The organism is Aquincola tertiaricarbonis, assembly GCF_000969605.1.
Taxonomy (GTDB): Bacteria; Pseudomonadota; Gammaproteobacteria; order Burkholderiales; family Burkholderiaceae_C; genus Aquincola; species Aquincola tertiaricarbonis.
The window spans coordinates 183,183-205,608 of sequence record NZ_JZUE01000013.1 but is presented as its reverse complement, the minus strand read 5'-3'; the positions used below and the strand labels follow the sequence as shown (position 1 = coordinate 205,608).

20 protein-coding genes and 1 pseudogene are annotated in these 22,426 nt (G+C 69.8%); 10 read left to right on the top strand and 11 right to left on the bottom strand.

From position 1 onward, the window contains the following. The 5 genes from VO99_RS17770 to VO99_RS17750 form a co-directional block, all read right to left on the bottom strand. Positions 1-184 (bottom strand): NAD(P)-binding domain-containing protein (locus VO99_RS17770; protein WP_046114221.1); only part of this gene is annotated, 184 nt, incomplete at its 3' end. Positions 185-214: 30 nt separating this feature from the next. Next, complete coding sequence (locus tag VO99_RS17765; protein WP_046114220.1) at positions 215-1,015, bottom strand: HpcH/HpaI aldolase family protein; 801 nt, start codon at positions 1,013-1,015, stop codon at positions 215-217. 16 nt (positions 1,016-1,031) lie between these two features. Then, positions 1,032-2,015, bottom strand: a complete 984-nt coding sequence (locus VO99_RS17760; protein ID WP_046114219.1) for a Bug family tripartite tricarboxylate transporter substrate binding protein — start codon at positions 2,013-2,015, stop codon at positions 1,032-1,034. A 90-nt stretch (positions 2,016-2,105) separates the two neighbouring features. Continuing rightward, entirely contained in the window at positions 2,106-2,825 is a 720-nt protein-coding gene (locus VO99_RS17755; protein WP_046114218.1) for a FadR/GntR family transcriptional regulator, read from the bottom strand. A 124-nt stretch (positions 2,826-2,949) separates the two neighbouring features. Then, the gene (locus VO99_RS17750; RefSeq protein WP_232315403.1) at positions 2,950-4,737 is read right to left on the bottom strand and encodes a pectate lyase; all 1,788 of its coding nucleotides are present in this window, start codon (positions 4,735-4,737) and stop codon (positions 2,950-2,952) included. A gap of 358 nt (positions 4,738-5,095) precedes the next feature. Between VO99_RS17750 and VO99_RS17745 the strand changes: the two genes are divergently transcribed. From VO99_RS17745 to VO99_RS17720, 6 genes are all read left to right on the top strand, one after another. Beyond that, positions 5,096-5,923 (top strand): NAD-dependent epimerase/dehydratase family protein, encoded by an 828-nt coding sequence (locus VO99_RS17745; RefSeq protein WP_046114217.1) that lies wholly within the window; start codon positions 5,096-5,098, stop codon positions 5,921-5,923. After that, a complete protein-coding gene (locus VO99_RS17740) occupies positions 5,920-6,792 on the top strand; it encodes an SMP-30/gluconolactonase/LRE family protein (RefSeq protein WP_046114216.1) in 873 nt (290 codons plus the stop codon). Before VO99_RS17745 ends, VO99_RS17740 begins: the two co-directional genes overlap by 4 nt. A gap of 40 nt (positions 6,793-6,832) precedes the next feature. Continuing rightward, positions 6,833-7,804: a TRAP transporter substrate-binding protein gene (locus VO99_RS17735; protein WP_046114215.1), complete on the top strand. Its 972-nt coding sequence runs from the start codon at positions 6,833-6,835 to the stop codon at positions 7,802-7,804. 244 nt (positions 7,805-8,048) lie between these two features. After that, positions 8,049-8,480 (top strand): TRAP transporter small permease, encoded by a 432-nt coding sequence (locus tag VO99_RS17730; protein ID WP_046114259.1) that lies wholly within the window; start codon positions 8,049-8,051, stop codon positions 8,478-8,480. A gap of 16 nt (positions 8,481-8,496) precedes the next feature. Then, positions 8,497-9,786, top strand: a complete 1,290-nt coding sequence (locus VO99_RS17725; protein ID WP_046114214.1) for a TRAP transporter large permease — start codon at positions 8,497-8,499, stop codon at positions 9,784-9,786. Positions 9,787-9,876: 90 nt separating this feature from the next. Continuing rightward, complete coding sequence (locus tag VO99_RS17720) at positions 9,877-10,176, top strand: hypothetical protein (RefSeq protein WP_046114213.1); 300 nt, start codon at positions 9,877-9,879, stop codon at positions 10,174-10,176. A gap of 90 nt (positions 10,177-10,266) precedes the next feature. Here VO99_RS17720 and VO99_RS30875 read toward each other — a convergent pair whose 3' ends face one another. Together VO99_RS30875 and VO99_RS17715 are read right to left on the bottom strand one after the other, a co-directional pair. After that, the gene (locus VO99_RS30875) at positions 10,267-10,410 is read right to left on the bottom strand and encodes a hypothetical protein (protein WP_198156975.1); all 144 of its coding nucleotides are present in this window, start codon (positions 10,408-10,410) and stop codon (positions 10,267-10,269) included. 24 nt (positions 10,411-10,434) lie between these two features. Next, on the bottom strand, positions 10,435-12,090 hold the full coding sequence (locus VO99_RS17715; protein ID WP_157039613.1) for an MFS transporter: 1,656 nt from the start codon (positions 12,088-12,090) through the stop codon (positions 10,435-10,437). Between VO99_RS17715 and VO99_RS30325 the strand changes: the two genes are divergently transcribed. After that, complete coding sequence (locus VO99_RS30325) at positions 12,065-12,220, top strand: hypothetical protein (protein ID WP_157039612.1); 156 nt, start codon at positions 12,065-12,067, stop codon at positions 12,218-12,220. The two genes, VO99_RS17715 and VO99_RS30325, sit on opposite strands and share 26 nt — an antisense overlap. Positions 12,221-12,286: 66 nt before the next feature. On the opposite strand, the gene VO99_RS17710 is transcribed toward VO99_RS30325, so the two are convergent. The 3 genes from VO99_RS17710 to kdgD form a co-directional block, all read right to left on the bottom strand. Beyond that, positions 12,287-13,231, bottom strand: a complete 945-nt coding sequence (locus VO99_RS17710) for a 2-hydroxyacid dehydrogenase (protein WP_046114211.1) — start codon at positions 13,229-13,231, stop codon at positions 12,287-12,289. A gap of 116 nt (positions 13,232-13,347) precedes the next feature. Then, positions 13,348-14,787 carry an aldehyde dehydrogenase family protein gene (locus VO99_RS17705; protein WP_046114258.1) on the bottom strand — a complete coding sequence of 480 codons (1,440 nt, stop codon included), beginning with the start codon at positions 14,785-14,787 and terminating at the stop codon, positions 13,348-13,350. Between the two features lie 11 nt (positions 14,788-14,798). After that, entirely contained in the window at positions 14,799-15,710 is a 912-nt protein-coding gene (kdgD, locus tag VO99_RS17700; RefSeq protein ID WP_046114210.1) for a 5-dehydro-4-deoxyglucarate dehydratase, read from the bottom strand. 177 nt (positions 15,711-15,887) lie between these two features. Here kdgD and VO99_RS17695 point away from each other — a divergent pair, with 177 nt between their 5' ends. Then, complete coding sequence (locus VO99_RS17695) at positions 15,888-16,877, top strand: tripartite tricarboxylate transporter substrate binding protein (protein WP_046114209.1); 990 nt, start codon at positions 15,888-15,890, stop codon at positions 16,875-16,877. Between the two features lie 7 nt (positions 16,878-16,884). Next, positions 16,885-18,495, top strand: coding sequence for a galactarate dehydratase (gene garD, locus VO99_RS17690; RefSeq protein WP_046114208.1), 1,611 nt, complete (start codon positions 16,885-16,887; stop codon positions 18,493-18,495). A gap of 561 nt (positions 18,496-19,056) precedes the next feature. On the opposite strand, the pseudogene VO99_RS31865 reads toward garD, so the two are convergent. Further along, a pseudogene (locus VO99_RS31865) lies at positions 19,057-20,481 on the bottom strand (methyl-accepting chemotaxis protein); the annotation flags it as partial. A 274-nt stretch (positions 20,482-20,755) separates the two neighbouring features. On the opposite strand from VO99_RS31865, the gene VO99_RS17665 reads away from it, so the two are divergent. Further along, positions 20,756-22,423 carry a ShlB/FhaC/HecB family hemolysin secretion/activation protein gene (locus VO99_RS17665; RefSeq protein WP_157039611.1) on the top strand — a complete coding sequence of 556 codons (1,668 nt, stop codon included), beginning with the start codon at positions 20,756-20,758 and terminating at the stop codon, positions 22,421-22,423. Positions 22,424-22,426 lie beyond the last annotated feature (3 nt).

Below are 22,426 nucleotides of genomic sequence, written 5' to 3'. Positions count from 1 at the left end.
TCAGGAAGACGATGTCGGCCTGCTGCGCCACCTCGGTGGCGTTGGCGCAGGCCACGGCGCCGGCGTCCTTCAGTACTGCGGGCACCTCGCTGCGGGTGTGCACGTACAGCTCATGGCCGGCGGTGCGCAGGTGGCCCGCCATCGGGGTGCCCATGATGCCCAGGCCGATGAATCCGAGTTTCATGTCGTTGTCCTTCGAAGGATGAGAGGTGGGTCAGTAGCCGGCGGCCGGGTCGGCGGCGGGCGGTGCTTCGTGGCCGGCGCGCATGCGGGCCAGCGTCTCCTGCGCACCGGCGGCCATGAGCCGCGCGTCGGAGCTGACGGTGACGAAGTCGAAGCCCTTGGCGATGCGGCCCAGCGCGATGTCGGTGCGGCCGTTGTGGATGCCGGCTCGCAGGCCGTGGGCCTTGGCGCGTTCCAGGATGTGGTCGATGGCTTGAGCCACCAGCGGCTCCACGTCATCGAACACCGGCTTGCAGCCCAGCGCCAGCGACAGGTCCGACGGGCCGATGTAGATGGCGTCCAGGCCTTCCACCGACAGGATGTCGTCGAGGTTGTCCAGCGCCTGCCGGGTCTCGATCATCGCGAAGCTGACGATGGTGTCGTTGGCATGCTCGGCATAGTCGGGCCCGCCGTACAGCAGCGCGCGCACCGGGCCGAAGCTGCGGGTGCCGCGCGGTGCGTAGTGGGTCCAGGCGACGAGGTTCTGCGCGTCCTGCCGGCTGTTGATCATCGGGCAGATGACACCGTAGGCGCCCGCGTCCAGCGTCTTCATCAGGATGCCGGCTTCCAGCCAGGGCACGCGCACCACCGGCACGGTGGGCGTGGTGCTGATGGCCTGCAGCATGCCCACCATGGCCTGGTAGTCCACCATGCCGTGCTGCAGGTCGATGGTGAGGGTGTCCCAGCCCTGGTGGGCCATGGTCTCGGCCGAGAAGCTGTTGGGAATGGCCAGCCAGCCGTTGACGGCGGCCTTGCCTTCAGCCCACAGCGTTCGCAAGCGGTTTTCTCTCATGGCCGTGTCTCCTTGCTCAGTCGAGCTTGACCTTGCCTTCGGCCACCACGGTGGCCCAGTGCTTGCGCTCCTTCTCGAAGAAGGTCTTGAACTCGGTGGGCGTCATCGTGTAGACCTCGGCGCCCTGGGCCGTCAGCCGCGAGCGCACCTCGGGCGAACGGATGATGCGCGTGAGTTCGGCCTGCAGCTTGTCGACCACCGCCTGCGGCGTGCCGGCCGGTGCCAGGATGCCCTGCCAGGTGCCCGACTCGAAGCCCTTGACGCCCTGCTCGGCGATGGTGGGCACCTCGGGCAGCAGCGGCACGCGGGTGGCCTTGCTCACGCCCAGCACCTTGAGCTTGCCCGACTGCACGAAGGGCAAGGTGGCCAGCATGCCGTTCATCACCACCTGCGTCTGGCCGGCCACGGTGTCGCTCAGCGCCTGCGAGCCGCCCTTGTACGGGATGTACTCCCACTTGGCCTGCGTCGCCTTCTCGACCGCCACGCCGGCCAGGTGCGGCGCGCTGCCGATGGCGGTGATGGCGAAGTCCATCTTGCCGGCCTGGGACAGGGCCACCAGCTCCTTCAGGTTGTTGGCCTTGACCGACGGGTGCACCACCAGCAGGTGCGGCGAATAGGCCAGCATCGTCACGCCCTTCAGGTCCTTGGACGGATCGAATGGCAGCTTGGTGTAGACCGACGGGCTGATCGACAGCGCGCCCACGTCGCACATCAGCAGCGTGTAGCCATCGGCCGGGGCCTTGGCCACCATGTCGCTGCCGGTGTTGCCGTTGGCGCCGGGCTTGTTCTCGACGATCACCGTCTGCTTCAGCGCCTCCTGCAGCGGCTGGCTGATGATGCGGGCGATGATGTCCGACGAGCCGCCCGGGGTGTACGGCACGATGATGCGGATCGGCTTGGTGGGCCAGTTGGCCGCCGACTGCGCGCCGGCCAGGCCGGTGGCGGCCAGCAGGCCGAGGGCGGCCGAAGCCTGGAGGAACTTGCGGGTGGTGAACTGCATCGCGGGTCTCCGGGTGGCGCCGGGTGGCGGCCTGTTAACGATAAAGAACTGAGGCGGACAAGGCGGCGACCCGCAAGCAGGGCGCGCGCTTCAGCCGCGTTCTGCCAGCGCGGTGGCGCGGCGGCGGCGTTCGCGGCTGTTGGCCAGGTGGGTGCGCATCGCGGCCCGGGCCCCTTCGGGGTCCTGGTGGACGATGGCGTCGTAGATGCTCTCGTGCTCGCCGTTGACACGGCGCAGGTACTCGCGGCGCTCGGCGTCCAGCACGTCGGCGCCGTTCAGGCGCGCGCGCGGGATGATCATTGCGCCCAGGTAGTTCATCAGGCCGATGAAGTGCGTGTTCTGCGTGGCCCGCGCGATCTCCACATGGAACTGGAAATCGGGGCCCACGGTGTCGCCGTCGGTCTCCAGCGCCACCGAGAAGGCGTCCAGCGCGCTGCGCATCGCGGCCAGGTTCTCGGCCGAGCGGCGCTGGGCCGCCAGGCCGCAGGCCTCGGTCTCCATGCCGATGCGCAGCTCCAGCAGCGCAATCACGTCGCGCAGCGTGCCGAGCTGCTCGCGGTCGATGCGAAAGGGCTCGGCCTCGTCGCCCACGCCGCGCACGAAGGTGCCGATGCCGTGGCGCGTCTCCACCAGGCCGGAGGCCTGCAGCTTGGAGATGGCCTCGCGCACCACCGTGCGGCTGACGCCGAACTCACCCATGATGGCCGCCTCGGTGGGCAGCTTGTCGCCCACCTTGAGCTGGCCGTCGCGGATGCGGTCGCCCAGCGAATCCACCAGCTCGAGCGCCAGCGTGCGGGGCCGGCGGCGCATGGCGGCACCGTCGGCGCCAGGGGACACAGCAGGGTTCACGGAGGTTTGGGGCAGTTTCACGTCAGCATTGTGCAGGGTTGTATGACAACCGACAACAGCCTTGAGCCGTTGCCGGTGCCACACCCTACTTCACCGGTGCCACGTACGCGATGAGCTTGCCCATGCGGCTGACGAAATCGGCCGTGCTGATGCCAAGCGGCCGGTCGCGCTTGGCGTAGGGCGCCACCAGCGGCGGGTCCTGCGGGTCGTAGGGCGAGGTGTCGTACACGTCGCCCACGTGCTTGCTGCGGTACGCATCGCCCGCGTACTCGGTGGCCGGGCCGTTGCCGCGGTAGGGGTTGGTCACCTGGGACAGCGGCGTGAGCCAGTGGTTCTTGGTGCCCAGGTCGGCGATCACCGCGGCGGCATCGGCCTCGGGCACGACGGGGCTCGTCATCACCGCGCCGGTCATCAGGTCGGGGAAGTCCACCTCGCGCAGCGAGAAGTACTTGGGCAGCTCGCCAGCGGCGGTCACCTTCAGCGGCGAGCGGGCGGCCATCTCGGCCACGGCCGCATCGCTCATGCCGGCCAGCTCGTCATAGGTGCGCTGCAGGCCGGCGATGTTGATGTTGCGGCCGGCCGAGTAGTGGCTGGGCGTGTTGCGGTGGTCGTAGTCGACGTAGTAGGCGCCGTTCCAGATGTTGGAGCCGTAGCGGTGCACGAAACGCGCGCGGTTGGTGCCCAGCTCGATGAAGGTGGGATGGGTGCGGCCGCCGCCGAGCAGCGGGTTCTCGGCCACCTGCTGCGCGGTGAGCTTGCAGCTTTCCAGCCAGGCGATGGCCTCGGGCACGCGGGCCAGGTAGTTGCGGTCGCCGGTGATGCGGAAGTAGTTGAACAGCTGCTGCACATTGGTCTGCGTGGTGTGCGTGGCCAGCGCGCGCGGCTCGTAGCTGCGGGCACCGGCGGGCGCGCCGGCAGGTCGGCCGCCCTGGTCGGCGGCCAGGTGCTGCAGGCCCCAGCCGGCCTGCGGCCCGGGCTGCTGCAGCCGGCGCAGGCATTCCATGGCGCGCTGGATGGGCGTGACGAGGTCGGTGCGGCCCAGGCCCTTCACGCACAGGAGCAGGAACTTGATGTTCTCGCCGGCCACGTCGTCGTTGAAGGTCACCTGCTTGGTGTAGTCGCCGTCCTCCATGCCCTGCGTGGCGCCGGCCGGCAGCAGCTGCGGATTGGGCTGCGGCATCGAGGTGATGGCATTGGCCGCGGCCGGGAAGCGCTGCGGCCAGCCGCCGTCGGCGATGCCGCCGCTGAACTGCGCGGCCAGCACGAAGCCGATGGCCTTGTCCACCGAGGCCTTGAAGCGCGGGTCCTTCTTCTCCAGGTACATGCGCAGCATGAACTGGCTGGACACGGCGGTGCCGGCGTCGTCGAAGGTGGCGTTGCCGTAGTAGTGCTGGAACTCCTCGAGCCGCCAGCCGTTGATGCCGATGGTCTCGTACCAGTGCTTCAGCGATTCTTCGCCGGCGAAGTCGTGGATGTAGTTCCAGCCGCCGGCCGGGTGCTGCGCGTCGATCAGCGCCAGCGCGGTGCGCTCGGCGGCGGCGTAGAAGGTCTCGTCGCCGGTGGCGTGGTAAGCGTCCAGCATCGCGTGGCCGGCAGTGGGCGTGCCGGGCGGCTGGATCCAGCACATGGTGCGCTTGGCCTCCATCTCGCCCCAGGTGACGGTGAGGTCGGGCAGGTACTGCCACACGTAGCCGCCGCGGTAGGACACGGTCTGGTCCATGAACACCGCGGCACGCTTCATCGCGTCGCGGGCCTGGGCGGCGGTGTCGGTCGCCGGGTCGGTCGGCGGGGTGTCGTCGTCGTCGCTGCCGCCGCAGGCGGCCAGCGCCACCGGCGCGAGCGTGGACAACATGAAGGAACGGCGTCGCAGCATCTTGGTCTCCTGTGTGGGGCTGCCCAGGGCAACCCTGTCGTTGTGTCGTAGGTCATCGTACAAGTGCCGCCTTGCAGGACCACGGATGGAACCCCGCTTCACAAGCCGCCGCCCGGCGTGCCACCGCGCCCGCGCATGCGCCCGCCCGCGCACGCGTCAACAAGTGAGTACGGCCTGTCACAACTGCCGATTCAGCGCCCGGCCTCTCGGTAGTCGAGAGGCTGGGGGCGGCGGCTTGGCTTGCCGCACCGCCCGCCACCCGGTGCCCGCGCCGGGTAAACCCTGCGTGGCACGCGCTTGACAGTGCTGGGCCGCTCATCGACCATTGCGGCCGTTGTATGACAACTGACAACCGACGATGTCCACTGCCCCGGTCGCCCCATCACCCATCCGCTTCAAGCGCCTGCTGCTGACCGGCGCGGCCGGCGGCCTGGGCCAGGAGCTGCGGCACCGACTGCCGCACTACTGCGACGTGCTGCGCCTGTCCGACATCAACGACCTGGGCAGCGCCGGCGAACGCGAGGAACTGATGCCCGCCCGCCTGGAAGACGCCGCCGCCGTGCACCAGCTGCTGGAAGGCGTGGATGCGGTGGTGCACCTGGGCGGCGTGTCCACCGAGCAGCCGTGGGAACCCATCCTGCAGGCCAACATCGTCGGCCTGTACAACCTGTACGAGGCGGCGCGCAAGCAGGGCGTCAAGCGCATCCTGTTCGCCAGCAGCAACCACGTCACCGGCTTCTACCGGCAGGACGAGGTCATCGACGCCCGCGACCCGATGCGCCCCGACGGCCTGTACGGCCTGAGCAAGGCCTTTGGCGAGAGCCTGTCGCGCTTCTACTGGGACCGCCACGGCATCGAGACGGTGTGCGTGCGCATCGGCTCCAGCTTCCCCGAGCCGCGCAACCGCCGCATGCTGGCCACCTGGATGAGCTACGACGACCTGGAGCGCCTGGTGGTGGCCAGCCTGACGGCGCCGGTGGTGGGCCACAGCATCCTGTTCGGCATCTCCGACAACCACACCCGCTTCTACGACAACAAGTACGGCCAGCACCTGGGCTACCGCCCGCAGGACAGCTCCGAGCCCTTCCGCGCCAAGGTGGAGGCGGCCGATCCCCGGCCCGACCTCAGCGACCCGGCCAACGTCTTCCAGGGCGGCCCCTTCGTGCGCACGGGGCCTTTCGAATGAAGCCGGTATCCGACCTGCGCGACCAGGTGGGCGAAAGCCCGGTGTGGTCTCCCGCCGAGCAGGTGCTGTGGTGGGTGGACATCGACGGCCGCTGGCTGCACCGCCACCACCCGGCCACCGCCCGCACCCAGAGCTGGGCCACGCCCGAGCGCACCGGCTGCATCGCGCTGCATGCGCAGGGCGGCCTGCTGGCCGCGATGGAGACGGGCCTGTGGCGCCTGCAGCCGCAGGACGACGGCACCATGGACACCGCCCGCATCGAGGTGGTGGAGCATGCGCACGAGAACATGCGCTTCAACGACGGCCGCACCGACCGCGCCGGCCGCTTCTGGGCCGGCACCATGGTGCGCGACATGAGCCTGGCCAGCGATGCCGGCGCGCTGTACCGGTATGACGGCCGCGGCCTGGTCAAGGTGCTGCAAGGCTTCATCACGCCCAACGGCCTGGGCTTCAGCCCCGACAACCGCACCATGTACCTGTCGGACTCGCATCCCAGCGTGCAGAAGGTGTGGGCCTTCGACCTGGACGAGGACGGCACGCCGTCCAACCGCCGCGAGTTCATCGACTTCACGCAGCACCCCGGCCGCCCCGATGGCGCCGCGGTGGATGCCGAGGGCGCCTACTGGATCTGCGCCAACGATGCCGGCCTGGTGCACCGCTTCCTGCCCGATGGCCGGCTCGACCGCTCCATCGCCGTGCCGGTGGCCAAGCCCGCGATGTGCGCCTTTGGCGGCGCCGCGCTGGACGAGTTGTACGTCACATCGATCCGCCCCGCCACGCCACCGCCGGAACAGGCGACGCTGGCCGGAGCGCTGTTCGTCGATCGCCCGGGCGCCAAGGGGCTGCCCGAAGCGCCTTACCGGGCCTGAAGAACCGGCCCACGCCCCCATTCCCACAGGAGACTGACCCATGCGCAAGACACTGCTGCTGGCCGCGCTGATCGGCGCCGCCGCCATCGCCCCGGCCGTCAACGCCCGCGAGTTCCGCTCGGCCGACGTGCACAACAGCGACGACTACCCCACCGTGGCGGCCGTGCGCTACATGAGCGACGTGCTCGACAAGCAGAGCAACGGCAAGTACAAGATCAAGGTCTTCAACAAGAGCGCGCTGGGCACCGAGAAGGAAACCATCGACCAGGTGAAGATCGGCGCGCTGGAGATGAACCGCGTGAACATCAGCGCGCTGAACTCCATCTGCCCGAAGACGCTGGTGCCCACCATGCCCTTCCTGTTCGATTCCATCGAGCACATGCGCAAGACGCTGGACGGCCCCATCGGCGAGGAGATCCTCAAGGGCTGCGAGAGCGAAGGCATGGTCGGGCTGGCCTTCTACGACAGCGGCGCGCGCAGCATCTACGGCAAGAAGGCCGTCAAGAGCGTGGCCGATGCCAAGGGCATGAAGATCCGCGTGCAGCAGTCCGACCTGTGGGTGTCGCTGATCTCGGCCATGGGCGCCAACGCCACGCCGATTCCCATCGGCGAGGTGTACACCGGCCTGAAGACCGGCCTGATCGACGCGGCCGAGAACAACATCCCGTCGTACGAAGGCTTCAAGCACTACGAGGCGGTGAAGTTCTATTCGCGCACCGAGCACTCGATGGCGCCGGAGATGCTGGTGATGTCGAAGGTCATCTTCGACAAGCTGCCCAAGGCCGAGCAGGACATGTTCCGCGCCGCCGCCAAGGAATCGGTGGCTTTCCAGCGCAAGAAGTGGGACGAGCAGGAGGCCAAGTCGCTGGCCACCGTCAAGGCCGCCGGCGCCACCATCGTCGATGGCGTGGACAAGGCCTCGTTCCAGCAGGTGATGGCACCGGTGTACGCCAAGTTCATCACCACGCCCGACCTGAAGCGCCTGGTCAAGGCCGTGCAGGACAACAAGTGACGCCCCGGCGGCGCCCCGCGGCCTGCGGGGCGGCCGCCCGCCCCAGAGGATGCCCATGAACACCGCCCTGCCGCCCACGGGCGCGCCGGTTCCCCCCGTCGCGCATGCCGCTTCCACCGCGGCCGTCGCCGCCCCGGTGGCTCCCGCCACCGATCCCCAGCCCGCGCCGCGCCCCGCGGCGCACCATCTCTACAACCGGCTGTGCGCCGCGCTGTCCAAGGCCAGCCTGATCGGCGCGGTGCTGATGCTGCTGGCCATCATCCTGTGCGTGCAGTACCAGGTGATCGGCCGCTACGTGTTCAACGACACGCCCACCTGGGCCGAGGGCCTGGCGCTGCAGCTGGTGCTGTACGTCACCGCGCTGGGCGTGGCCGTGGGCGTGCGCGATGCCGGCCACATCGGCCTGGAATCGCTGGTGGCGCTGCTGCCCGATGCGGCGCGGCTGAAGATCGAGATCCTGATCCATGCGCTGGTGGCGCTGTTCGGCGGGATCATGAGCTGGAGCGGCTGGACCTGGGCGGTGATGAAGTGGACCGACATCAAGCCCATGCTGGGCGTGCCGGTGGGCCTGGACTACCTGGCGCTGGTGGTGGCGGGCGCCCTCATCGTGATGTTTTCGATCGAGCACATCCTGGCGCTGATCGCCGGCGAAGACGTGCTGCCTGCCTGGCATTGAGCCCCGGAGCCCCCTCATGGAACTGACCGTTCTTTCCATCAGCTTCGCGGCACTGCTGCTGCTTGGCGTGCCCGTGGCGTTCTCCATCGGGCTGGCCTCGGTGGCCACCGTGCTGTATGCGGGCATGCCCGTGGCGATCGTCTTCCAGAAGATGGTCGGCGGCATGCAGATCTTTTCCTTCCTGGCCATCCCGTTCTTCGTGTTCGCGGGCGAGCTGATGCTGTACGGCGGCATCGCCGACCGCATCGTGCGCTTTGCCAACAGCCTGGTGGGCCATGTGCGCGGCGGCCTGGGCATGAGCAACGTGCTGGGCTGCACCCTGTTCGGCGGCGTGGCCGGCTCGCCGCTGGCCGACGTGTCGGCCATGGGCTCGGTGATGATCCCGCTGATGAAGAAGGAAGGCTACGACGCCGACTATGCGGTGAACGTGACCACGCATGCGGCGCTGGTGGGCGCGCTCATGCCCACCTCGCACAACCTCATCATCTTCACCCTGGCCACCACCGGCATCGCCTCGGTCAGCGTGTTCAGCCTGATCCTGGCGGGCGTGATCCCGGCGCTGATCCTCACCATCTGCAACCTGGCCGCGGCCTACTACGTGGCCGTCAAGCGCGGCTATGCCATCCACGGCCGCTTCCCGGGCTGGCGCGAGGTGGTGTGGAGCTTCCTGGGCGCGCTGCCGGGGCTGCTGATCGTGGTGATCATCCTGGCGGGCATCCTGTCGGGCATCTTCACCGCCACCGAGTCGGCCGCCACCGCGGTGTTCTGGGCGCTGCTGGTCACCGCGCTGGTCTACAAGACGCTGAGCTTCGAGAACTTCCTCAAGGCCTGCGCCAAGGCCTGCAAGACCACGGGCGTGGTGCTGCTGCTGATGGGCATCTCGTCGGCCTTCGGCTACTTCATGGCGCTGTACGAGGTGCCGCAGAAGACGGGCGAGCTGATGCAGTCGGTGACCACCAGCCCGTGGGTCATCTTCCTGATGATCAACGTGCTGCTGTTCGTGCTGGGCACCTTCCTGGACATGGCGGCCACCATCCTGATCTGCACGCCGATCTTCCTGCCCATCGCCCAGCACTTCGGCATGGACCCGGTGCAGTTCGGCATCATGATGCTGATCAACTGCGCGCTGGGCCTGAACACGCCGCCGGTGGGGACCACGCAGTTCGTGGGCTGTGCGATCGGGGGTGTATCGGTCGGGGAGGTGATGCGAAGCATCCTGCCTTTCTACGGGGCGCTCACCGCCTGCCTGATGCTGGTGACCTACGTGCCCGCCTTCTCGCTGTGGCTGCCGAACATGTTCCGTTGAGGCGCTCGGCACGCTGAGATCCCGGCCCCGCGGCTTGTGCCGCGGGGCTTTTTTCTTGTTGGCGTGCGAAGCCCCGGCACACTCCACGCCATGGCCCCGCCTACTCCATCCAGGTCCTTCATCACCCTCCGCTGGCGCGGCGAGGCGCCGGTGCGCCGGGTGCTGTGGCGCGACATGCTGGGCGCGGGCACGTTGCTGAACCTGTTCACCACGCTGGCCGCGCTCGTGCTGATGGCCCGCGACGCCTCCACCGCCACGGTGGCCCTGGTGCACTTCAGCCCGCTGCCGATCAACTTGCTGCTGTTTGCGGCCGTGCAGCGCTGCCAGGATCGCGGCCGCGTGCATCTGCTGCTGGCCGGGGTGTGGCTGGTGGCGGTGACGGTGGCGTAGCCGCGCGGGCCGCCGGCAGAGAAAAAGGCCCCGGCGCTCACGCCCCGGGGCCTTGCTGCTTGTGGCCGGCAACCTGCCGGCCTCAGCGCCTTACTGCGACGCCGCCGAGGCCGGCGGGTGGGCGGTGTCGATGCCGTGCTTCTCGCCGCCCATGTCGATGCTGCCGCCGGCGGTGCTCAGCACCCAGATGGCGACGGCGGCGAAGAGCACGAAGCCCAGGAGAATCTTCCACATGTGTCGTCGTGCCTCGTCGTCGGGTCAGTCGTTGGCGTAGATGTCCACGTCCTTGGTCTCGCGCACGAACAGCATGCCGATCACCAGCGTGATGACCGCGATCACGATCGGGTACCACAGGCCGTAGTAGATGTTGCCGTTCTGCGCCACCATCGCGAAGCTGATGGACGGCAGCAGGCCGCCGAACCAGCCGTTGCCGATGTGGTACGGCAGGCTCATCGAGGTGTAGCGGATGCGGGTCGGGAACATCTCCACCAGCATGGCCGCGATCGGGCCGTACACCATGGTCACGTACAGCACCAGGATGAACAGGATGCCCACCACGGTGAACCACTGGCTGGAGCCGAACGGGATGGGATCGGCCTTGGCCGGGTAGCCGGCAGCCTTCATCGCGTCGGCCACTTCCTTCTTGAAGGCGGCGATGCTCTTGGCACTGGCCTCGTCGAACTTGTGGCCGCCGGCCGTCAACGTGCCGGTGGGCACCTGCAGCACCTTCTCGCCGATCTTCACCGTGGCCGGTGCGCCCGGGCTGGCCACCGTCTCATAGCTGGCCGAGGCCTGCGCCAGCGTCCGCTTGGCGATGTCGCAGCCGGTGGTGAAATCCACCTCACGGGCGATCGGGCTGCCCTGGAAGGAGCACTGCGCCGGGTCCACCGTCACGCTGATCTGGGCCGAGGACTGGGCCGCCGCCAGCTTGGGGTTGGCCGCGGCGGTGAGGGCCTGGAACAGCGGGAAGTAGGTCAGCGCGGCTAGCAGCAGGCCACCCATGATGATGGGCTTGCGGCCGATCTTGTCGCTCAGCGTGCCGAAGATGACGAAGAACGGCGTGCCCAGCAGCAGCGCGATGCCCACCAGGATGTTGGCGGTGGCACCGTCCACCTTCAGCACCGCGGTCAGGAAGAACAGCGCATAGAACTGGCCCGAGTACCAGACCACCGCCTGGCCGGCCGTCAGGCCGATCAGCGCCAGGATCACGATCTTCAGGTTCTTCCACTGGCCGAAGGACTCGCTCAGCGGCGCCTTGGAGGTCTTGCCCTCCTCCTTCATCTTCTTGAAGGCGGGCGACTCGTTCATCGACAGCCGGATCCACACGCTGATGCCCAGCAGGAAGATGGACAGCAGGAACGGGATGCGCCAGCCCCAGTCGGCGAAGGCTTCCTCGCCCAGCGCGGTGCGGGTGCCCAGGATGACCATCAGCGACAGGAACAGGCCCAGCGTGGCCGTGGTCTGGATCCACGAGGTGTAGGCGCCGCGCTTGCCGTGCGGCGCATGCTCGGCCACGTAGGTGGCGGCACCGCCGTACTCACCGCCGAGTGCCAGGCCCTGCAGCATGCGCAGGGCGATCAGCAGCACCGGCGCGGCCACGCCGATGGTGGCATAGCTGGGCAGCACACCCACGATGAAGGTGGACAGGCCCATGATCAGGATGGTGACCAGGAAGGTGTACTTGCGCCCGATCATGTCGCCCAGGCGGCCGAACACCAGCGCGCCGAACGGCCGCACCAGGAAGCCGGCGGCAAACGCAAGCAGCGCGAAGATGAAGGCCGACGTCGGGTCCAGCGCGCTGAAGAACTGCTTGGCGATGATGGCCGCCAGCGAGCCGTAGAGATAGAAGTCGTACCACTCGAACACCGTGCCCAGCGAGGAGGCGAAGATGACCTTCTTCTCCTCCGCGGTCATCGGCGTGTTTGCTGCCGGCTTGGTGCCGGCCGTCCCTGCCATCGCCATGATGAAAGTCTCCTGCGTTGCGCCGGATCACAACATGCCCGGCGTGGGCGGACTGTCAAAGCGGTGGCTGACGGAAAGCTGACGTGGCGGGCCTGCGGCGGCCCGTCTCCGGGCAAGTGCTGTTGGTACAAACCTGTAGAAGCCGAGCTCAGCGGGCCGAGGCCAGCACCCGCCCTTCGCGGAAGAAGGCTGCTAGGTTGTCGAAGGTGAGGTCGGCCATGGCGGTGCGCGTCTCCTGCGTGCCGCTGGCGATGTGGGGCAGCAGCACCACGTTGTCCAGCTGCATGAGCTCGCCGGGCACATGCGGCTCGCGGTCGAACACGTCCAGCCCCGCGCCGGCAATGCGGCCTTCCTGCAGCGCCTTCACCAGCGCCTGCTCGTCGATCACGCTGCCGCGTGAGACGTTGATGAGGAAGCCGTCCGGGCCCAGTGCCTCCAGCACCTGCGCGTCGATCAGGTGGTGCGTGCCTGCGCCGCCGGCGGTGATGACCACCAGGAAGTCGGCCCAGCGGGCCAGTTCATGCAGCATCGGCTCGTAACCCCAGGGCACGCCGGCCACCGGGTTGCGGCTGTGGTAGCGGGTGGGCATGTCGAAGCCGGTGGCGCGCTGGGCGATGGTGCGGCCGATGCGGCCCAGGCCCACGATGCCCAGCCGGGCGCCGCTGACCTTGCGGCCCAGCGGAAACTTGCGCTCCACCCATTCGCCGCGGCGCACGAAGCGGTCGGCCGCGCTCACGCCGCGGCCCACGTCCAGCATCAAGGCCATGGCCAGGTCGGCCACGCAGTCGTTCAGCACGTCAGGCGTGTAACCCACTGCGATGCCGCGCCGGCCTGCCGCATCCAGGTCGATGCGGTCCAGGCCCACGCCGAAGCTGGACACCACCTGCAGCGAAGGCAGCGCCTCGATCTGCGCCGCGCTGCATCCGTGCACCGCGGAGGTGGCCATGCCGACGATGCCTTCGCCGTGCTCGGCCAGCCAGGCCTCGGGGTCGGGCTGGGTGTCCAGCCGGTGCAGCTCGTAGGTGGCCGCCAGGCGGGCTTCCAGGCCCGGCATCAGCGGGCCCGTCTGCAGGATGCGGTGTCGTGTGGTCATCGGAACTCCTTGACTCGATGCAAGCGAAAAACCCCGCACGCTGGGAGGCGCCGGGGTTGCGAAGGCAGGGCAGCGCGGCCACCCGGCATCATGCCGCCGGGCGGGGCCGCTGGCCATCAGGCCTGGGTGTAGGCGGTCTTCACGGTGGTGAAGAACTCGGCCGCGTACCGGCCCTGCTCGCGCGGGCCGTAGCTGCTGCCCTTGCGGCCGCCAAAGGGCACGTGGTAGTCCACGCCCGCGGTGGGCAAATTCACCATCACCATGCCGGCCTGCGCATGCCGCTTGAAGTGGGTGGCGTGCTTCAGGCTGGTGGTGGCAATGCCCGAGGCCAGGCCGAAGGGCGTGTCGTTGGCCAGGTGCAGCGCCTCTTCGTAGTTCTTTGCGCGCAGCACGCTCACCACCGGGCCGAAGATCTCCTCGGTGTTGATGCGCATGCCGGGCGTGGTGTCGGCGAACAGCGCGGGCTGCAGATAGAAGCCGGGCGCGCCGTCGGCATTGGTGGCGATGGCCTGGCCGCCGGCCACCAGCCGGGCGCCTTCCTGCTGGCCGATGCCGATGTATTCCAGGTCCTGGCCCAGCTGCTTCTCGTCCACCACCGGACCGATGTCGGTGCCGGGCTTGCGGGCGTCGTCCACCTTCAAGGTCTTGATGCGCTCGGCCACCGCGGCGACGAAGCGGTCGTGGATGCCTTCGGTGACGATGAGGCGCGACGACGCGGTGCAGCGCTGGCCGGTGGAGAAGAAGCCGCTGTTGACCGCCGCGGCCACGGCCACGTCCAGGTCGGCATCGTCCAGCACCACGAAGGGGTTCTTGCCGCCCATTTCCAGCTGGAACTTGGCCATGCGGGCCACGCAGGCGGCGGCCACGCGCTGGCCGGTGGCCACCGAGCCGGTGAAGCTGATGGCGGTGACGCGCGGGTCGTCCAACAGCACCGCACCCACTTCGGAGCCGCGGCCCATCACCAGGTTGAACACGCCGGCCGGCAGGCCGCTGCGCGACAGGTTCTCGGCCAGCGCCCAGGCCGAGCCCGGCACCAGGTCGGCCGGCTTGAACACCACCGCGTTGCCGTGCGCCAGCGCCGGGGCGATCTTCCAGGCCGGGATGGCGATGGGGAAGTTCCACGGCGTGATGAGGCCCACCACGCCGACCGGTTCGCGCGTGACCTCCACGCCCACGCCGGGGCGCACCGAGGCCAGCAGGTCGCCGCTGGCGCGCAGGGCCTCGCCGGCGAAGAACTTGAAGATGTTGCCGGCGCGGACCACCTCGCCGATGGCCTCGGGCAGCGTCTTGCCTTCCTCGCGGGCCAGCAGGTCGCCCAGCTCGGCCTTGCGCGCCAGGATCTCGGCGCCCGCGGCGTCCAGCACGTCGAAGCGCTGCTGCGGCGTGCTCAGGCCCCAGGCCGGCGCGGCGGCATGCGCGGCGGCGATGGCCTGCTTCGCCTGCGCGGCATCGGCCTGCGCGTATTCGCCGATCAGGTCGCGCGTGTCGGACGGGTTGATGTTGCGGCTGGTGCGGGCGCCGGGCACCCACTCGCCGCCGATCCAGTTCTTGTGCATGGCGGTCTCGCTCATTGCGGGCCCAGGGTGGCGATCAGGGCCTTCAGCTCGTCGAACTCGGCCTGCTTCAGGTCGCTCAGCGGCGGGCGCACCGGGCCGGCGCCGTGGCCGACGATGGTGGCACCGGCCTTCACGATGCTCACCGCATAGCCCTCGCCGCGGTTGCGGATGGCCAGGTAGGGCAGGAAGAAGCTGTCGATCAGCCGCTCGGTGGTGGCGGTGTCTCCCGACGCCAGCGCGTTGTAGAACTCCATCGCGGTGCGCGGGATGAAGTTGAAGACGGCCGACGAATACACCGGCACGCCCAGCGCCGCATAGGCGGCGGCATACACCTCGGCGGTGGGCAGGCCGCCCAGGTAGGCCACGCGGTCGCCCAGGGCGCGGCGCACGCCGACCATCTTCTCGATGTCGCCCACGCCGTCCTTGTAGCCCACCATGTTCGGGCAGGCGTCCACCAGGCGCTGCAGCGTCTCGGGGCTGTAGCGCGAGGCGCCGCGGTTGTAGACGATGACGCCGATCTTCACGCTGTCGCACACCGCCTTGGCATGCTGGAACAGGCCGTCCTGCGTGGCTTCGGTCAGGTAGTGCGGCAGCAGCAGGATGCCCTGCGCGCCGGCACGCTCGGCCTCCTGCGCATAGCGGATGGCCAGCGTGGTGCCGCCGCCGGCACCGGCGACGATGGGCACCTGGCCGCGGCAGGTCTCGGAAGCCACCTTGATCACCTGGCTGAACTCCACCGGCTCCAGCGAGAAGAACTCACCCGTGCCGCCGGCCGCGAACAGCACCGTGGCGCCGTACGGCATCAGCCATTCAAGGCGCTGGGCATAGCCGCGCGGGTCGAACTTCAGGTCGGCGCTGAAATCGGTCAGCGGAAACGACAGCAGGCCCGACGACATTGCTTGCTTGAGTTCCTGGGGGCTCATGGATGCTCCGGTGTGAGGGGTCAGTGTTGTCGGTCATCGTACAACACGCGCAGGGCGGCCCGCAAGTGTTAACGGTATCCGTACTTCCGCGTAGCGCGTACGTAGACGCCGCAGCTTGACGGCCGAGTTCACACGCCGCAATATGTTGTACGACAACTGATCTGTTCCGGAGACGACATGGCTGTTTCATCGTTCTTCCACGCCGCCCTTGCCGGCACCCTGGCGGCCCTCTGCTCGCTGGCAGCGCTGCCCGCCTCAGCCCAGGACGACTGGCCGGCCAAGCCCATCCGCATCGTGGTGCCCTTTGCGGCCGGTGGCACGTCCGACGTGCTGGCGCGCACCCTGGGCGCGCAGCTGCAGGCGTCGCTCAAGCAGACGGTGCTGATCGAGAACAAGGCCGGCGCCGGCGGCGTGATCGGCGCCGACAGCGTGGCCAAGGCTGCGCCCGACGGCTACACCCTGCTGCTGGGCACCATCGCCACCCATGCCATCAACCCGGCGCTGCTGCCCAAGATGCCCTACAACGCGGCCAAGGACTTTGCCCCGGTGATGCTGCTGGGCAGCATCTCCAACGTGCTGCTGGTGGGCCCGGACCAGCCCTTCAAGACGGTGGCCGAGCTGGTGGCCGCTGCCAAGGCGCGGCCGGGCTCGTTGCAGTTCGCCTCCGCCGGCCAGGGCACCTCGCAGCACCTGTCGGGTGAGACCTTCAAGCTGCTGGCCGGCGTCAACCTCACCCATGTGCCCTACAAGGGCAGCGCCCCCGCCATCCAGGACGTGATGGGCGGCCAGATCCCGATGAGCTTCGAGACCGCGCTGGTGGCGCTGCCGCAGATCAAGGCCGGCAAGGTGCGGGCGCTGGCCGTCACCTCGGCCAAGCGCAGCGCGGTGCTGCCCGACGTGCCCACGATGCAGGAAGCCGGCATCGCCACCTTCGACGTGGCCAGCTGGCAGGCCCTGTATGCGCCGGCCGGCACGCCGCCTGCCATCGTGAGCAAGCTCAATGCCGAGCTGGCCAGGATCGTGGCCCAGCCCGAGACCAAGGCCCGCATCGACGGCCTGGGCCTGGAGTACACGCCCAACACGCCCGAGCAGTTCGGCGCCTTCCAGCGCGGCGAACAGGCCAAGTGGGCGCGTATCGTCAAGGACGGCAACGTCAAGGTTGAATAGACAAGTGATGGCAGACAGCAAGACACCGGCGCAGGCCGGCGCGGCGGCGCGACCGCCGCTGCTCATCAGCATGCACCCGCGCGACAACGTGGCCATCGTCGCCAACGACGGCGGCCTGCCGCCGGGCACGGTGCTGCCCTCGGGCCTGGTGCTGCGCGACCAGGTGCCCCAGGGCCACAAGGTGGCGCTGGTGGACCTGGCCGAAGGCGATGCGGTGCGCCGCTACGACGTGGCCATCGGCTTCGCCGCGCAGCCCATCGAGGCCGGCCGCTGGGTGCACGAGCGGCTGCTGCGCATGCCCGAGGCACGCTCGCTGGACGACCTGCCCATCGCCACCGTGAAGCCGGAGCCGCAGCCACCGCTGGAAGGCTTCACGTTCCAGGGCTATCGCAATGCCGACGGCTCGGTGGGCACGCGCAACATCCTGGCGATCACGCAGACGGTGCAGTGCGTGGCCGGCGTCACCGACTTCGCGGTGCAGCGCATCAAGGCCGAGCTGCTGCCGCGCTATCCCAACGTGGACGACGTGGTGGCGCTGGAGCACGGCTACGGCTGCGGCGTGGCCATCGACGCGCCCGATGCGGTCATCCCCATCCGCACGCTGCGCAACATCAGCCTCAATCCCAACTTCGGCGGCGAGGTGATGGTGGTGAGCCTGGGCTGCGAGAAGCTGCAGCCCGAGCGCCTGCTGCCGCCCGGCAGCATTGCGCTGGTGGACGAACGCAACGTGGCCGACATCGGCGAGACCGCCGAGCCCAAGCTGGACGTGGTGTGCCTGCAGGACGAGGCGCACGTCGGCTTCATGTCGATGATCGACTCGGTGATGCGCCAGGCCGAGCTGCACCTGGAGCGGCTGAATGCCCGCCGCCGCGTGACGGTGCCGGCCAGCGAGCTGGTGGTGGGCGTGCAGTGCGGCGGCAGCGACGCCTTCTCCGGCGTGACGGCCAACCCGGCGGTGGGCTTCTGCACCGATCTGCTGGTGCGCGCCGGCGCCACGGTGATGTTCTCGGAAGTGACCGAGGTGCGCGACGGCATCGCCCAGCTCACCTCGCGCGCCACCACGCCGGAAGTGGCCGAGGCCATGATCCGCGAGATGGCCTGGTACGACGCCTACCTGGCCCGCGGCCGGGTGGACCGCAGTGCCAACACCACGCCGGGCAACAAGAAGGGCGGGCTGTCCAACATCGTCGAGAAGGCGATGGGCAGCATCGTCAAGAGCGGTTCAGCGCCGATCTCCGGCGTGGTGTCGCCCGGCGAGAAAGCGCGTGGCAAGGGCCTGCTGTACGCAGCCACGCCGGCCAGCGACTTCATCTGCGGCACGCTGCAGCTGGCCGCCGGCATGAACCTGCATGTGTTCACCACCGGCCGCGGCACGCCCTACGGCCTGGCGCAGGTGCCGGTGATCAAGGTGGCCACGCGCAGCGACCTGGCCCGCCGCTGGCATGACCTGATGGACGTGGACGCCGGCCGCATCGCCACCGGCGACAAGACCATCGAGGAGGTGGGCTGGGAGATGTTCCGGCTGATGCTGGACGTGGCCAGCGGCCGCAAGACCTGGGCCGAGCACTGGAAGCTGCACAACGCGCTGGTGCTCTTCAACCCGGCGCCGGTGACCTGAGCAGGCTTCCGGCGCCGCGGCCCGCCTAGAAGGTTTCCCAGTCGCCGTCGTCAGCCGTGGCGGCGGCGCGTGCCGGCTGGGGCGCCGGGTTCGCCGGCGGCTGGACAGGTGCCGACTTCGCCGGCGCGGCACTCGATCCATCGGCCGCGGGCTTTGCGGCCACCGGCACGGCCGGCGCGCGCGGCGCGGGGCGCACGAGCGCCGGCCGCTTGGCCAACGCGGGCGCCTTGCCCTTGCCCGGCGCCGCGGTCGGCGTGGCGGCGCTGCGCTTGCCCGACAGGAGGACGCGGCAACCGGCGCGGGTTGGGCGGCGGTGGCCGTCGCCGTCTTGGCAGCGGTGGTGGGTGCAGGCGCGGCGGCCGGCTTGGCAACCGGCGTGGCCGCGGGCTTGGCCGCCGCTGCCGGCGCACCGGCCGGGCTTGGCGGCGCGGCGGCGTCGCCGTGCGCCAGCCGGAACACCGCCACCGCCTGCACCAGCTGGCTGGCCTGGCTGCGCAGGCTTTCCGACGCCGCGGCGCTCTCCTCCACCAGCGCCGCGTTCTGCTGCGTCGCGCGGTCCATCTGCGTCACCGCTTCGCCCACCTGGGTGACGCCGGAGGCCTGCTCGCGGCTGGCGGCGCTGATCTCGGCCACGATGTCGGTCACCCGCTGGATAGCCTGCACCACCTCGCCCATGGTGGCGCCGGCGTTGTTCACCAGCGCGCTGCCATGCTCCACCCGCTCGACGCTGGTGGCGATCAGCGTCTTGATCTGGCGCGCCGCCTCGGCCGCCCGCTGCGCCAGGCTGCGCACCTCGCCGGCCACCACGGCAAAGCCGCGGCCCTGCTCGCCGGCGCGCGCCGCCTCCACCGCGGCATTCAGCGCGAGGATGTTGGTCTGGAAGGCGATGCCGTCGATGGTGCCGATGATGTCCGCGATCTGGCGCGAGGAATCGTCGATGCTGCGCATCGTCTCCACCACCCGGTCCACCACGTCGCCGCCCTGGCGGGCCACCTCGGAGGCATTCAGCGCCAGCTGGTTGGCCTGCTGCGCGTTGTCGGCATTCAGCTTGACCGTACTGGACAGCTGCTCCATCGACGCGGCCGTCTGCTGCAGCGCGCTGGCCTGCTGCTCGGTGCGGGCGCTGAGGTCGCTGTTGCCGGCGGCAATCTGCGCGCTGGCGGTGGCCACGCCATCCGCGCCATGGCGCACGCCGGCAACGATGCCCCGCAGCTTGGCCTGCATGTCGGCCAGGGCGGTCAGCAGGCGGCCCAGCTCGTCCCGGCTGCCCGCGGGGATGGTGCGGCTCAGGTCGCCGTTGGCCATGCACCCGGCCTCCGTCACCGCCTGCTCTGCGGTGCGCGACAGCCGGCCCGACAGGACCATCGCCACGCTGATGCCCGCCAGCAGCGAGCCCAGCCCGGCCACCAGCAGCTCCCAGCGCGCCAGGCTGAACGCCTTGCTGCCGGCGGCGGCGCTGGCCTCGGCACCCTGGGTGTTGATCTCCACCAGCTTCTTCACCGCCAGCGCCGTCTGGTCGAACACCGCGCCCGACTGCACCAGCAGCGCTTCCAGGCCGTTTTCGTCGCCGGCCTTGGCCAGGCGTTCCACCTCGGCGTGCAGGCCGGCATAGCGCTCCCAGGCGGCCACGAAGGCGTCGAAGCCAGCCTGCTCCTCGGGGCTGCTCACCAGGCCCGCATAGGCCCGGCGATGCTTCTCCACCTCGGCCTGGAGGGCCTGCGCCTCCGACCGCAGCGCAGGCAGGCCGCCGGTGTCCTCCACCCGCACCACGATGCGCAGGCGGTTGATGCGGTAGGCCATCAGGTCGTTGCGCAGGTCGCCCAGCCGCTCCACGCCGGGCAGCCAGTTGTCGGCCAGCTGGGTGTTCTCGTGTTGCACCTTGGTCAGGCCACGCAGGGCCAGCACGCCCTGCACCAGCCCGATGAGGATCAGCAGCCCGAAAGCGGCCAATAGTTTTTTCCGGATGCTGAGGTCAGCGAAACGCATGGAAAGCACTCCCGGCGGCCAACAACGCGCAGGCTCGAACACCGACGGGCATCCCACAGACACAGCGCGCGTACCGCTCACCAGGTGATAACGGCAGCATGCCGCGGGAACTTGACCCGCGATTTCGGCTGGTTTGCGCATCTTCGAACCGACTTATGTGGCGCGCAGGCATCGCCTCTGCCGACCTGCAGCCTGCGTGTTCTTCGGGATGAACGTTTTGTCACCGCGGGCGTATCCTCTGCCGCCCCTCGTGGAGGGCCACTGAAAGGACGGCATGAGCAACCCCCTCTCCCCCCTGCCGCGCTGGCGCCGCGCCATGCTGCCGACGGCGCTGCAGGCCGGCCTGCTGGCCACCCTGGCTGGCGCCGCGGGCGCCCAGACGGCCGGTGCACCGCCGGCCGTGGCGTCGGCCCCGGCCGCTGCCGAGGCGCCGCGGCTGCAGGTCAGCGGTTTCCGGGTGGAGGGCAACACGCTGCTGCCGGCCGAGCGCATCGACGCCGTGCTTGCGCCCCATGCCGGCCAGCGCAGCGTGGCGGAGTTGCAGGCGGCGGCAGCCGCGCTGCAGGCCCTGTATGCCCAGGCGGGTTATGGCGGCGTGGTGGCCTTCGTGCCGCCGCAGCAGCCGGCCGACGGCGTGGTGCGCATCACCGTGGTGGAGGGCCGGCTGGCGCGGGTGGCGATCGAGGGCCAGAAGCAGTTCAGTGCCGACAACGTGCGCGCCGGCCTGCCCGCACTGGTGCCGGGCAGCACGCCGCGGCTGCAGGCGCTGGACACGCAGATCGGCATGTCCAACGAGAACCCCGCCAAGCAGCTGCAGGTGCTGCTGCAGCCCGGCGCGGCGCCGGGCGAGACCGATGCACGCATCGTGGTCAGCGAGCAGCCGCTGCAGCGCTGGACGGCCAGCCTGGACAACCGCGGCAACCGGCGCACCGGCCATTTGCGCGCCGGCCTGGGCTGGCAGCACGCCAACCTGAGCGACCGCGACGACGTGCTCACCCTCAATGCGCAGACGGCACCGGACAAGCCCAGCGCGGTGAAGGTGCTCAGCGGCAGCTACCGGCTGCCGCTGTATGCGCGGCACACCTTCGTCGATGCCTATGCCGCCTGGTCCGACGTGGACGGCGGCACCACCACCACCGTGGTGGGTCCGCTGAGCTTTGCCGGCCGCGGCCGCCTGGCCGGTGTGCGCGCCACGCTGCTGCTGCCCCGCTGGGGCGAGGCCGACCAGCGGCTGGCCCTGGGCCTGGACTACCGCGCCTACCTGAACAGCTGCCGCATTGCCGGCCTGCCCGAGGGTGCCTGCGGCTCGGCCGGCGAGAGCGTCTCGGTGCAGCCGGTCTCGCTGGAGTACTCGTTGCAGCGCGGCGGCGCCCTGGCCTATGGCCTGTCGGTCGGCCTGCACCACAACCTGCAGCTGGGTGGCGGCCGGGCCCGCAGCAGCCGCTTCGAGGCGGTGCGCGAAGGCGCCCAGCCCCGGTTCACCGCGCTGCGCAGCACGCTGCAGCTGGGCGCTTCACCTTATGAAGGCTGGAACCTGCAGCTGCGCGCAGCGGGCCAGTTCACCAACCAGGCGATGGTGCCGGGCGAGCAGTTCGGCATCGGCGGGGCGGGCTCGGTGCGTGGCTACCGCGAGCGCGAGCTGGCCGGCGACCGCGGCCTGCAGGCGGCGCTGGAACTGCTGGGCCCCGAGCTGCTGGCCGGCGGCGCCGACGCCACCGTGCGGGCGCTGGGCTTCTTCGACGCCGGCTGGGTGGGCAACCGCCGCGGCCTGCCCTGTGAGGAGGGCCGCGACGAATGCAGCCTGCGCGCCTGGGGCCTGGGCCTGCGCGCCGCGCTGGGCCGCTGGCAGGGCACGCTGCATGTCGCCCAGGCCCTGAAGGCCGCCCCGCAGACCGACCGCCACGACTTGCGCGCGCATGTGGCCGTCAGCACCAGCTTCTGAAGG

Coding starts and splice junctions, on each gene's coding strand:
- VO99_RS17765 (WP_046114220.1), bottom strand. CDS start 1,015: ATGAGAGAAAACCGCTTGCGAACGCTGTGGGCTGAAGGCAAGGCCGCC.
- VO99_RS17760 (WP_046114219.1), bottom strand. CDS start 2,015: ATGCAGTTCACCACCCGCAAGTTCCTCCAGGCTTCGGCCGCCCTCGGC.
- VO99_RS17755 (WP_046114218.1), bottom strand. CDS start 2,825: ATGCGCCGCCGGCCCCGCACGCTGGCGCTCGAGCTGGTGGATTCGCTG.
- VO99_RS17750 (WP_232315403.1), bottom strand. CDS start 4,737: ATGCTGCGACGCCGTTCCTTCATGTTGTCCACGCTCGCGCCGGTGGCG.
- VO99_RS17745 (WP_046114217.1), top strand. CDS start 5,096: ATGTCCACTGCCCCGGTCGCCCCATCACCCATCCGCTTCAAGCGCCTG.
- VO99_RS17740 (WP_046114216.1), top strand. CDS start 5,920: ATGAAGCCGGTATCCGACCTGCGCGACCAGGTGGGCGAAAGCCCGGTG.
- VO99_RS17735 (WP_046114215.1), top strand. CDS start 6,833: ATGCGCAAGACACTGCTGCTGGCCGCGCTGATCGGCGCCGCCGCCATC.
- VO99_RS17730 (WP_046114259.1), top strand. CDS start 8,049: ATGCTGCTGGCCATCATCCTGTGCGTGCAGTACCAGGTGATCGGCCGC.
- VO99_RS17725 (WP_046114214.1), top strand. CDS start 8,497: ATGGAACTGACCGTTCTTTCCATCAGCTTCGCGGCACTGCTGCTGCTT.
- VO99_RS17720 (WP_046114213.1), top strand. CDS start 9,877: ATGGCCCCGCCTACTCCATCCAGGTCCTTCATCACCCTCCGCTGGCGC.
- VO99_RS30875 (WP_198156975.1), bottom strand. CDS start 10,410: ATGTGGAAGATTCTCCTGGGCTTCGTGCTCTTCGCCGCCGTCGCCATC.
- VO99_RS30325 (WP_157039612.1), top strand. CDS start 12,065: ATGACCTTCTTCTCCTCCGCGGTCATCGGCGTGTTTGCTGCCGGCTTG.
- VO99_RS17715 (WP_157039613.1), bottom strand. CDS start 12,090: ATGACCGCGGAGGAGAAGAAGGTCATCTTCGCCTCCTCGCTGGGCACG.
- VO99_RS17710 (WP_046114211.1), bottom strand. CDS start 13,231: ATGACCACACGACACCGCATCCTGCAGACGGGCCCGCTGATGCCGGGC.
- VO99_RS17705 (WP_046114258.1), bottom strand. CDS start 14,787: ATGCACAAGAACTGGATCGGCGGCGAGTGGGTGCCCGGCGCCCGCACC.
- kdgD (WP_046114210.1), bottom strand. CDS start 15,710: ATGAGCCCCCAGGAACTCAAGCAAGCAATGTCGTCGGGCCTGCTGTCG.
- VO99_RS17695 (WP_046114209.1), top strand. CDS start 15,888: ATGGCTGTTTCATCGTTCTTCCACGCCGCCCTTGCCGGCACCCTGGCG.
- garD (WP_046114208.1), top strand. CDS start 16,885: ATGGCAGACAGCAAGACACCGGCGCAGGCCGGCGCGGCGGCGCGACCG.
- VO99_RS17665 (WP_157039611.1), top strand. CDS start 20,756: ATGAGCAACCCCCTCTCCCCCCTGCCGCGCTGGCGCCGCGCCATGCTG.